This is a genomic window from Falsiroseomonas sp., from assembly GCF_030695085.1.
Lineage (GTDB): Bacteria > Pseudomonadota > Alphaproteobacteria > Acetobacterales > Acetobacteraceae > Falsiroseomonas.
Map to the genome: position 1 here is coordinate 20596 of NZ_JAUYTS010000132.1, position 12107 is coordinate 32702.

Consider the following 12107-nt stretch of genomic DNA (forward strand, 5'->3'; position numbering starts at 1 on the left):
AGGCTACGCCCGCTCATGCCGCTAATCTGTTTTGCGTCCCCCAAGGGCGGCGTCGGCAAGACGACGCTGACCGCGAACCTCGCCGATGCGCTTCAGCGTGAGGGTCGGCGGGTCATGGTCATGGATTTTGACCCGCAGAACACGTTGCGGTTGCATTTCGGTGTGCCTCTGACAGATATGGGCGGCTTCACCGCCGATCTGCCTCGCCGCCCGGACTGGCGCGCCTGCGTGCGGGAAACCGCCTCGGGCGTGAAGGTGCTGCCGCATGGCGCGATGGAACTGCGCGGCGCGCTGGGCCTAGCCGCGGCGCTGGAGCGGGACCCGGAACTGCTGGCCGCGCCGATGCGCTCCATCCTGTCCGACCCCGGCCTGACCGTGATCGCCGATACCTCCCCCGGCCCGTCGCATGCGTTGGCGGTGCTGGTGCCGATGGCGTCCATGGTGATCGCGGTGCTGCAGGCGGAAGCGATCAGCGCCGCGCTGATCCCGGATATCGACAGCGGCCGGTTCCTCGGCTCGGGCACCATGGCCGCCTTGTTCGCCGGCCGGCTGCGCGTGGTGCTGAACGAGGTGGATCTGAATTCCCGCCTGTCCCGCGCCGCCGCCGATGCGGTGGCCCGCCATCTCGGCCCGCGCCTGCTCGGTGCCGTCACCCGCGATGAGACGATGGCCGAGGCGCTGGCGATGCAGAAGCTGGTGCAGGAAATCGCGCCCGACTCGCGCGCGGCCGAAGACATCCGCGGCATTGCCCGCGCCGTCGAGGCCGCGCTGCCGGCGGCCCCGGAAGGCTTTTCCATGGGCTGGGGCGCGCGATGAGTTTTGCCCAGTCCCTGCGCCAGGGCCGAGCGTTCCGGGGCGGGCCCTGGGCACGGCGCTGGGTTTCCTGGCCGTTGATGGCGCTGAGCCTGATCATCGGCCTGATTTTCACTGTGGCACCGCTGCAGGCGGAACAGCAGGCCTGGCTGGCGGTGGCCGGCTTCCTGCTGTTCCTGGTGGCCAACCGCATTCCTGGCCGGGCGATGACGATCTTCATCGTCTTCATGTCCTGCCTGGTATCCATGCGCTACATCTACTGGCGTCTGGTCGATACGCTGGAATTCACCAGCTTCATGCAGACCTTCCTCGGCACCGGCCTGCTGCTGGCCGAGGTCTATGCCGTCACCACCATGCTGCTGGCCTATTTCCAGGCGATCTGGCCGCTGGACCGCAAGCCGGTACCGCTGCCGGAAGACCCGGATGAGTGGCCCACCATCGACGTCTTCATCCCGAGCTACAACGAGCCGCTGGAGATCGTGAAACCCTCCATCTATGGCGCGCTGGCGATCGACTGGCCGCGCGACAAGATGAATGTCTATCTGCTGGACGATGGCCGCCGCGACGAATTCCGGCGCTTCTGCGAACAGGTCGGCTGCAACTACCTGATCCGCGGCGACAACAAAGGGGCCAAGGCCGGCAATATCAACGCCGCGCTGAAGGTCACCAACGGCGAGTACATCTGTATCTTCGATTGCGACCATGTCGCAACACGCGCCTTCCTCCAGCTCACCGTGGGCTGGCTGCTGCGCGACCGTGACCTCGCGATGGTGCAGACGCCGCACCATTTCTACTCGCCCGACCCGTTCGAGCGGAACCTGGCCTCCGGCCAGCGCGTGCCGAATGAGGGCCTGTTGTTCTACGGCATGGTGCAGCAGGGCAACGACCTGTGGAACGCGGCCTTCTTCTGCGGCAGCTGCGCCGTGATCCGGCGCGAGGCGCTGCTGGAAGTGGGCGGCGTGCCGACGGAGACGGTGACGGAAGACTGCCACTGCTCGCTGAAGATGCAGCGGCGCGGCTGGCGCACCGCCTATCTCCGCGTGCCGCTGGCCGCCGGTCTCGCGACGGAACGGCTGATGCTGCATATCGGCCAGCGCATGCGCTGGGGCCGCGGCATGATCCAGATCCTGCGCATCGACAATCCGATGATGGGCGCCGGGCTGAAATTCTATCAGCGCTGCTGCTACTTCATGTCGCAGTTCCACTTCCTTTTCCCGCTGCCGCGCTTCGTCTTCCTGACGGCGCCGCTGGCCTTCCTGCTGTTCGGCGAGAGCATCATCGCGGCGTCGCCGCTGGCGATCATCGCCTATGCCGGCCCGCATATCCTGCATTCGGTGGGCGCCACCAGCCGGCTGTCCGGCCATGTGCGGCACAGCTTCTGGTCGGAAATCTATGAGACGGTGCTGGCGCTTTACCTGATCCCGGTGATGCTCGCGACGCTGCTGGACCCGAAGAAGGGCAAGTTCAACGTCACCGACAAGGGCGGCACGCTGCAGGAAGGCTTCTTCGACCTGCGCGCCGTGGGCCCGAACATGGTGCTGGCGCTCGCTCTTATCGCCGGGCTGCTTTCCGGCATTTATGGGCTGACAACGAACGCGGTGGACAGTTTGGATTTCCAGGCCTTCGCGCTCAACTTCCTGTGGGCGGCGCTGTCCTTCGTCGTGGTGCTGGCAGGCCTCGCCGTGGGCCGCGAACGCCGCCAGGTGCGCGAACGCGCCCGCGTCGGTGCGGTGGTCGCGGCGAATGTCGTGCTGGCCGATGGCCGCGTGATCGAGGGCGAGACCATGGACCTTTCGCTCGGCGGCGCGGCCGTCGCGATCCAGCGGCCGGCCGATGTGCCGGATGACGCCGCCATCACCCTGGAGCTGGATGTCGGGCCCGAATGGGTGGCGATTCCGGCCGAGGTGCTGCGCTGGCAGGATGACCGGATGCAGGTGCGCTTCGCGGCGCAGACCCTGCATGATGAGGGCAATATCGTGCGCGCCGTGCTCGGCCGCGCCGATGCATGGGTGGATTGGGACGACGTGCGAGAGGATAAGCCACTGCGTAGCCTGGGCGAGGTGGCACGCTCGATCGGCGGCCTGTTCCGTGGAGACAGCCAGTTCTCCTTCTTCACGCGCCGCCAGCGGCGCCAGAAGGTTGTGGTCCGCACCGCCGCGACGCCCGCCCTCGAGGCAGACGCGGCCGAGGCGGCGGAGACCCCGGCGGTGCCGGCACGCCGCGCCCGCGGCGAGAGCAGCGTCGTCCGTCGTGCCGCGGCCGTGGCGCTCGCCCTGGCGCTGTCCGCGCCGGGCCTCGCTTTGGCGCAGGTGAACCTGCGCGGCGCGCCGCCGCCGCCGGCGCCGTTGCAGCCCGGCCCGCAGGGCCTGCCGCTGACGCTGACGCCGCAATCGCCCGGCATTGGCACCTTCGGCGCACCGGCCACCCAATCCGGCGCGGTGCCGCTCGGCGCCGCCCCGCCGCCGGCCGGGGGCGCATTGCAGGTGCAGGGTTCGCCCTTCGGCCAGCCCGCGCCCATCGGGCAGCCAGCGCAGTTCGGCCAGCCAACCCAGTTCGGCCAGCCGATCCAGTTCGGCCAGCCCGGTACGATCGGCGCGGCGAACCCGCCCTCCACCGGCCTGCCGCCGCTGCCGGTCGCCCAGCCTGCCTTCGGCGGCGGGCCGGAGGTCGGCACGTTCGGCGCGCCGACCGGTGATTTCGGCTCCACCCGCACCGAATCCCGCACGCTGCGCCAGCTCGGCCTGCGCGCGCCGATGCAGATGCGCGGCACCTCGGACCTGCAGGGCGTGCTGTTCGGCGTGCGCGGCGACGAGGTGGTGACCGGCGCCCGGCTGGTGCTGCAGGGCGCGACCAGCCCGGCGCTGATTCCGGAATACAGCCAGATCTCGATGACGCTGAACGAGCAGTTCGTCGGCGTGATCAACCCCGACCGCAACCGGCCGGCCTTCGGCCCGCTGGAATTCCCGATCAACCCGGTGTTCTTCGCCGATCTGAACCGGCTGAACTTCCGCTTCACCGGCCGCTACACGCTGGAGTGCAACGACCCGCTCTCGGGCCTGCTCTGGGCCAATGTCTCGGACCTCTCGACCCTGCAACTGACGCTGGAGCGCCTGCCGCTGCAGCGCGACCTGGCGCGCCTGCCGGAGCCGTTCTTCGACCCGCGCCTGCTGCGGGAGCCGCTGTCCCTGCCGGTGGTGTTGCCGCAGTCCGCAAGCAATGAAAGCCTTCAGGCGGCGGCGACCGTTGCCTCGTGGTTCGCGGTGCAGGCGGATTACCGCGGCGCCAGCTTCCCCGTCTCCTTCACCGTGCCGCAGCGTGGCAACGCGGTGGTGGTGGTCGGTGGGAATGAGACCGTCTCCGGCCTGATACTGCCGCGCTTCGATGGCCCGACCCTGGCGCTGGTGCCTAATCCGACCGACCGGCTTGGGCTGATCCTGGTTGTGGGTGGCCGCACCGGCGCGGAAGCCGCGCAGGCGGCGACCGTGCTGGCCGGCAGCAAGGAAGCCCTCGCCGGCGAGATCGCCGTGGTGCAGCCCATCAGCATTCCGCCGCGGCAGCCCTATGACGCGCCGCGCTGGGTCCGCAGCGACCGGCCCGTGCGGCTGGGCGAATTGGTGGACCCCTCCGAGCTGCAGGCCTTCGGCTATGCGCCGGGCCCGATCGCGGTGCCGTTCCGCACGGCGCCGGACCTCTACACCTGGCGCGGCCGGCCGCTGCCGGTGGAACTGCACTACCGGTCCCCGCCCGGGCCGATCATGGATGTCGCGGTCTCGCGCCTCGATATCGCGCTGAACGACATCTATCTGCGCAGCCTGCCGCTGCGCGAGGCGGATGCCCCCTGGCCGCTGTCCATCCTCAGCCGGCAGCTCGGCCAGTCGGAGCGCATGACCAGCCGCTTCGGCCTGCCGCCCTACCTGATCTTCGGCATGAACGAGTTGCAGATGCGCTTCGACATGCGCCCGCTGCACCGTGGCGACTGCATCGCGGTGCCGGCGGATGTGCGGGCCGGGATCGACCCGGACAGCACCATCGACCTGTCCAATGCCCATCGCTTCACCACGCTGCCGAACCTGGCCTTCTTCGCGGGCTCCGGCTTCCCCTTCACCCGGATGGCGGATTTCGCCCAGACGGCCGCGGTGCTGCCGGACCAGCCGAATGAGGTGGAGCTGTCGAGCTTCCTGACGCTGATGGGCCGCCTGGCCAGCCATGTCGGCCACGCCACCACCGGCATCCAGGTGGTGCGCGCCGCGGCGCTGGACAGCGTGGCCGGGCGTGACCTGCTGGTGATCGGCACGCTTGGCCGCCAGGCGGCGCTGGAGCGCTTGCTGGGCGCGGATGGGCCGGTCACGCTGCAGGGCAACCGCCTGTCCGTCGCGCTGCCCGATGCGCTGGAGGGCTTCCGCAACCTGTTCCTGGGCAATGAGCCGCGCCTGGCGCGCGAACAGGCGCAGGCGATGCTGACCTCCACCGGCGACGGCCTCGGTATCCTGATGGGCTTCGAAAGCCCGCTGCGCTCCGGCAAATCCGTCGTCGCGCTGACCGGGACGACGCCGCAGGGGCTGGAGCAGATGCTTGCCGCGCTGCGCGACCCGGAACAGTCACCGCGCGTGCAGGGTGACCTCGCCATCCTCTCGGCCGGCCGGATCACCGGCTTCACCCTCGGCCGCAACTACACGGTGGGGTCGTTGCCGCCCCATATCTGGCCGCAATACTTCCTGCAGACCCGGCCGGACCTGCTGCTTCTGCTGCTGGCGCTGGCCTGTGCCATCATTGCCATTCCCGCCTACTGGGCGCTGCGCCGTCGCGCGGCCATCCGTCTCCGGACGAGGACCACATGACGAAACTGAATATGTGGATGTCGCGGGCGGGCACGCTCCGTGCCGGTCTTCTGTGCACGGCGCTGATCGCGGCGCCGGTCCTGGTGCCGGGCTGGGCGCCGGCATGGGCGCAGGACCGCGGCGTGGCCGCGCTGCTGGACCAGGCGAATTACTGGAAACTGCAGAACCGGCCCGACCAGGTGGTCCGCACGCTGGAACGCGTTCTGGAGGTGGACCCGCGCAACACCGATGCGCTGGCCGGCATGGCGGAGGCGCAGGCGCAGCTTGGCAATGTGGCGCAGGCGCAACAGGCACTCGGCACGCTGCGGCAATCGGCGCCGTCGGACCCGCGCACGATGCAGGCGGGGGTCGCGGTGCGGACCTCCACCGTCGATGCCGGCGCCCTGGCGCAGGCGCGCCAGCTCGCCCAGGCCGGCCGCAATGCGGAGGCGGTGGAACGCTACCGCGCCCTGTTCGGCGGCGGCCCGGTGCCAGACAGCTTCGCGCTGGAATACTACCAGGCGCTGGCCGGAACCGAGAGCGGCTGGCGTGAGGCGCGGGACGGCCTGGGCCAGCTTACCCGGCGCAACCCCTCCAACGTCGCCGCGCAGCTCGCCAACGCCCAGGTGCTGACCTACCGCGAAGAGACCCGCGCGCAGGGGATCGAGGCGCTGCGCCGCCTGTCCGGCCAGCCGGAAAGCCAGCAGAGCGCGACCGCCGCCTGGCGCCAGGCGCTGACCTGGATCGGTCCGGGGCCGGATGCGGTGCGGCCGCTGGAGGGTTATCTGCGGCAATTCCCCAATGACGCGGAGATCCAGCAGCGGCTGGAACAGTCCCGCAACCCGCCGCCGGGATCGGTGGATGAGGCAGGCGGCGCCCGTGTCGAGGCATGGAACAGCTTCAACGCCGGAAGGCTGCGGGAGGCCGAGGACCGCTTCACCGCCCTGCTGGCGATCGAGCCGAATGACCCGGACGGGCTGGGTGGCATGGGCCTGATCCGCCTGCGCCAGGGCCGCCAGGCTGAGGCGCGCCGGCTGCTCCAGTCGGCGATCGAGGCCGATCCGTCGCGCCGTTCCGCCTGGGACCAGGCGCTGCGCGGCGCCAGCCAGCGCCCGGCGGCGCCGGCTGCCGGTGGCGGTGCGCCGGGGCCGGATATCCAGGCGGCGCGCAACCTCGTGGAGGCGGGCAACATATCCTCCGCCGAGCCGCTGCTGGCGCGCATCGTCGCCCGCAATGGCGGCGACCGGCCGGATGCGGAGGCGCTGCTGGGCGACATCGCGCTGCGCCAGGGCAATGCCGGGCTGGCCGAGCAGCGCTATCGCGCCGCCCTGGCACGGCGCGGCAATTTCGGCGCGGCCCTGTCCGGCCTCGCCAATTCGCTGCAGGAACAGGGCAAGTTCGCCGAAGCGGAGGAGGTGTTCCGCCGCATCGGCGGCACCAATGCGCCGCAGGTGCGCGCCGATGCGCTGCGCGCGGAGGCGCAACGCACGGATGACCCGCAGGCGGCCAGCGCATTGCTGCGCGCCGCGATCCAGAACGACCCGAACAATCCCTGGCCGCGGCTCGATCTCGCCCGGCTGCTGGCCCGCTCCGGCCAGGGCGCCGAGGCGAACCAGCTGATCGGCGCCACGGTGGCCAGCCGGGCGACGCCGGATACCATCCACGCCGCGGCGATCTTCGCGCAGGAACAGGGCCGCCCGGCACAGGCCGTGCAGCTTCTGGAGCGGATTCCGGCCCGCGCCCGCAACGCCGACCAGAACCGGCTGCTGGTCTCCGCCCGCGTGCAGGGGGAAGTGCAGGCCGCCGCGGCGCTGGCCCGCACCGGGCAGCGCCAGCAGGCGCGCACGCAGCTGATCGCCATCGCCTCCCGCCGTGACCCGACCGGGGAGGCGGGGCCGGCGGCGGTGCGGGCGCTGAACGCCATCAACGACCCGCGCGGCGCGCAGGAAGCGGCGCGGATGTACGCCATCGCGGCGCGCGGGCAGGCGCCCTCGGCGCAGCTTGCGGCGGCCACCACGCTGCTGGAGGCGGGGCTGAACCAGGAAGCCGCGCAGGCGGCGCAGATGATCGATGCGCGGCGGCTGACCGCGGATCAGCGCCGGCAGGCCAACGACATCTCGGCCGGCCTGTCGATCCGCGCGGCGGACCAGCTCAACCAGCGCGGCAACCAGGCGGCGGCCTTCGACGTGCTGCTGCCGACCTTGCAGCAGAACCCGGAAAACCCCGCCGCCAACCTGGCGCTGGCCCGGCTGTACCAGGGCGCGCAGGAACCCGGCCAGGCCGGGCGCATTGCCGAGGCCGTGCTGTCGCGCAACCCGCGCGACACGGATGCGCGGCAGGCGGCGATGGATGCGGCAATCGCCAACCGGGACTGGAGCCGGGCGGAGGCGCTGCTGGCCGAAGGCCGCGGGCTGATGCCGAATGATCCGCGCATCCCGCTGCTGGAAGCGCGCCTCGCCCGTGCCTGGGGCGACCAGCGCCGCGCGCGCAACGCGCTGGAGGCGGCGGCCCAGATGCGCCGCCAGCAGATCGGCGTGAGCCAGACGCCGGGGCTGCTGGGTGGGTCCATGGTGCCGCAGGCGACGCTGCCGCAGGGCCAGGCGGCGCAGCCGGGCTATGAGAACCCGTTCCGCCGGGTGCCGCTCTCCGGCCAGGATTTCGGCCAGATGCCGGTCCAGGGCCAGATGCAGGGCCAGATGCAGGGGCAACAATTCGCCCAGGTGCAGGGTTTTGGCGCCGCCCCGGCGCCGGCGGACCCGCTGCTGAGCGAGATCAACCGCCAGCTCGGCGAGGTCCGCCAGGAATCGGCGCCGCGCATCACGCCCGCACTCGGCGTGCGCGTGCGGTCGGGCGATGACGGCATCGATGCGCTGACCGAGACCCATGTCGGCGCGGAAGGCAGCATCGCCGTGCCGGGCATCGGTGGGCGGCTGACGGCGCGTGCCAGCGCGATCACGCTCGACAATGGCGACCTGTCCGGCACGCTGCCCGCGATGCGGCGCTTCGGCAGCTTCCCGCTGACCCTGCCGGGGCTGCAGGGCACGCTGAGCCAGCAGCAGCTGAACCAGGCGCGCAGCACCGAATCCAGCCAGAGCGGCGTGGCACTCGGCGCCGCCTATGCCCGCAACGGCTTCACGGTGGATATCGGCACCACGCCGCTGGGCTTCCTGCGGGAAAATGTGATCGGCGGCATCGAGATCGCGCCCGAGATCGGCGATGGCGTAAGGCTGCGGCTGACCGCGGAGCGCCGCGCGATGACGGACAGCCTGCTCTCCTGGGGCGGCTTGCGGGATCCGGGCCAGGGCACGGTGTGGGGTGGCGTTGTTCGCACCGGCGGTCGTGCGCAGCTCGAGTTCAGCAGCGGCGATACCAATTTCTATATCGCCGGCGGCTACTTCACCATGTCCGGCGAGGGGGTGGCGGAGAATAGCCGCATGGAGGCCGGCGCCGGCTTCCAGACGCCGATCTGGCGTTCCGCGACCGAGGAACTCGTCACCGGCCTCGACCTTGTCTACTTCGCCTACGACAAGAACCTGCGCTTCTTCACGCTGGGGCATGGCGGCTATTTCAGCCCGCAAAGCTTCATCGCGGCGAATGTGCCGATCGATTGGCGTGGCCGGTCCAACAACCTGTTCTATCGCGTCGGCGCCACCATCGGCGTATCCACCTTCACGGAGGATCGCACCGCCATGTTCCCGAACGATGCCGGATTGCAGGCGGCGCTTCAGGGCCGGGCGAATAGCGAGGCGGATGTGGATGCCTTCTACCCAGGACAGACCAAGACCGGCCTGACCGGTGGACTGCGCGGCGACATCGAATACATGATCACGCCGCAGCTTCGCATCGGCGGCGCGCTGCGCTTCGACCAGGCGGCGGATTGGAGCGAGACGCGCGGCCTGGTCTATGCCCGCTACCGCTTCGATCGCTGAGGGAATGGGCATGACGGAACCTCACGCGGCAGAACCGGCCACGGCCGCCTACCTCGCCCGGCGCGGCGTCGCCGCGCAGTGGCGCGTCTTCGTGCGCGGGCTGGTGGAAACGCTGGACGAGCATCTGGACCAGGAAGGCCGCGCGGCGCTGATGCGCGCCATCGGAAGGCGGATGGCGGATGCGATGCCGCTGCCGCATTGCGACACGCTGAAGGGCCTGGAATCGCACATCAATGATGCGCTGGGCGCGGCCGAATGGGGCTATTGCCAGATCGCCATCGATGTCGAGCGGCGCCGCATGGTGGTCACCCACGCCGCCGCGCCGGCCATCGGCGCCGGGGCCGATGCGGATGGCGGCTGGATCGGGGCGGTGCTGGAAGGCCTCTATGCCGGCTGGCTGTCCGAGCAGCCGGGGGCGGATGCCGCGCTGGCGCCGGAAGTGGTGCATTACGCCGCCGGTGAGGCGAAGCTGGAGTATGGTCGGGCGGCCTGAGCGGATGTAGGCTTTACCATAGCTTGTCCCCAGAATCTCGCTAAACCATTGATTCCTCGTAGACCGCTGGAGCATCGCTTGTCCCTGCAGTGGAGCATAGCGTGTCCCTAGCGATACTTTCTGGAGCATAGCCTGTCCCTAGATTTGGAGGAGGCGGAGCGAAAGGACGCCCACTGCCTTGAGCTCCGCGGTGGCCGAACCAGATCCTATCGTCCTAAAAAAGATGTGGAAATTGGGTCTAGCGGCCGACTGGCGGAGAGCCTTGGGATGGTGGCCGAAGGTCCTCGGTCGGCCAGATTTCGAGTTCAGCAGGAATCTTCCCAGTGCGTCTAGTGAGGAAATCTGCCATTTGGAATAGCTTATTACGAGCATTCTTGGCACGGCTTTCTTGATTCCAGCTATTCCCGTACGCCTATATCCCTGGGAGCCGTCAGCTAACACATTGCCGTGCAGCAAGTAGCCCATGGCGGCTATTTCCCATACGAGTAGGATTGTGGACTCTGCGGCCAACTATGCGGATGCTGGAACCTAAGGCTTCGATCCTATCGACAAGATTAGGATAAAGACCAGGGGAGGCGTTCCAGTGAGTCAAAAACCAACGTGGCTGATGCTCGCAACAAAATTGGTGGGGTTGGATGCTGTTGACCCGTCGCAATGAACTGCCGCACGTCTTGGGGTTGCCATACATTTAGTCGGCTGCGGCTTTGCGATCCTGTTCTTACTCTACGCTATTTTCGACGCATTCGACATTGCATACGGTTCGATAAGATTCCGAATGGAATGGGGTCAGCTTCCCATCGGCTTGGGTGATGCTGTATATGAAAACTTGATTGATTTAGCACTTGGGCCGATCGCATATGCGATCGGCCGTCTGTCTAGGTTCGTTCTGGCGGGAAAGTAGTTCTAGAAATTTTCGCTAATGGGACCTGATGGCGCACCACCAGAATGCCCTGGCAAGCAAATAAATTCGGTATTTTAGATCAGTTCTGAATATGTTAGGCGGCGATCGTTCAAAATCTGCGCGATCCTGCTGCACTGTCCCGTTTAGATCAGAGCGATTCTGATATTGTCCGAGCGCGTGTCGCAAGATATTTGGTGCGAGTGGTGTTGAGAACAGGTGAGACCCAGGTTTGAAGTTTTCAGAGGACACCCAAAAGTAAGGAAGCGTGCGAAGGGAAGCGAAGATGGATCGTGAAGGCGGCTCGCCCCGCCTCCTCAACCATGTCGGTTCAACAGTTCAGCGAACGACCCATGAATTTAGTAACCATCCGCGCGACGTCTGCGCGAAACGCGCTTCCAATGTGGAGTCGCTATGACCTCCAAAAAGCATGATCCTGCAGGTGTATGGGCGGGGAGTAGAAGTGCCGCATTCACGAATTTCTGCGCGCCACGGAGGCGCTCCTACAAGACTTGTTACCTGGTCAACGGTCATTCCTATGTTCATCTGAATTGATGCTCGGCCAACTGAAGTGGGGGGTCGCTGAAGCGGCGGCGGAGGCGGTGAAGCGCACCCGGCAACGAAGGCCACTGCTGCAAGGATTAAGGTAAATACGGGTTTGGGCATCATCGTGTAACGGCTCCCCCTTGTCCGGCAAGCGGACCAGAACCGCATTGCCTAGATGTGAGAAGAATCCGATCGATCTCGATTGCTTTGCAAGCATCTTGCGGTTTTGGTGCGCAGGCTTGGGCATTGAGATGAACTGCGAAGCGGAATTCCGGCTCCCTCGTACCGGAAAATGAGTTTGTGCTTTTGTGAAGCTATGGCATGCTCCCATTTTCGATGATCACAGATGAACGGGATACCCACCACTTGTTAATCTGATTATCGTCGAGCCACATCCGCATTTTGGGCTCGATGGATTCCTTCCGTCAAAGCGGCAGATCGCGATGTTGACGTGAGAAATCGCCACCCGTCTCCAGGAGCTTCTTCGAGTGCGGAGCGCCATTGTTCTAAGGTGAGATTTGCAGCCTCGTCCAAGTTGACCCTGTGTGGAATGAGACGTTCAATCCCGCAGGCAACGACAGCGTCCCGACAATTACAAGGAAGAAACCGGT

The 12107-nt window shown here is 67.7% G+C and carries 4 protein-coding genes; all 4 read left to right on the forward strand.

All coding sequences use genetic code 11. The features are described 5' to 3' along the window. Window positions 1–15 precede the first annotated feature (15 nt). Genes bcsQ through bcsD form a run of 4 tightly spaced genes read left to right on the forward strand, consistent with a single transcriptional unit; the run spans window position 16 to window position 10052 of the window. Complete coding sequence (gene bcsQ / locus Q8S40_RS14595; protein ID WP_304814180.1) at window positions 16–816, forward strand: cellulose biosynthesis protein BcsQ; 801 nt, start codon at window positions 16–18, stop codon at window positions 814–816. Then, complete coding sequence (gene bcsA, locus Q8S40_RS14600; protein ID WP_305670946.1) at window positions 813–5651, forward strand: UDP-forming cellulose synthase catalytic subunit; 4839 nt, start codon at window positions 813–815, stop codon at window positions 5649–5651. Before bcsQ ends, bcsA begins: the two co-directional genes overlap by 4 nt. Further along, entirely contained in the window at window positions 5648–9559 is a 3912-nt protein-coding gene (locus Q8S40_RS14605; RefSeq protein WP_305670947.1) for a cellulose biosynthesis protein BcsC, read from the forward strand. Before bcsA ends, Q8S40_RS14605 begins: the two co-directional genes overlap by 4 nt. Before the next feature lie 10 nt (window positions 9560–9569). Beyond that, a complete protein-coding gene (gene bcsD / locus Q8S40_RS14610; RefSeq protein ID WP_305670948.1) occupies window positions 9570–10052 on the forward strand; it encodes a cellulose biosynthesis protein BcsD in 483 nt (160 codons plus the stop codon). The last annotated feature ends 2055 nt before the right edge of the window (window positions 10053–12107 follow it).

Bases quoted from the DNA above. Each gene is read 5' to 3' on its own strand.
- bcsQ (WP_304814180.1), top strand. From the start codon at position 16: ATGCCGCTAATCTGTTTTGCGTCCCCCAAGGGCGGCGTCGGCAAGACG.
- bcsA (WP_305670946.1), top strand. From the start codon at position 813: ATGAGTTTTGCCCAGTCCCTGCGCCAGGGCCGAGCGTTCCGGGGCGGG.
- Q8S40_RS14605 (WP_305670947.1), top strand. From the start codon at position 5,648: ATGACGAAACTGAATATGTGGATGTCGCGGGCGGGCACGCTCCGTGCC.
- bcsD (WP_305670948.1), top strand. From the start codon at position 9,570: ATGACGGAACCTCACGCGGCAGAACCGGCCACGGCCGCCTACCTCGCC.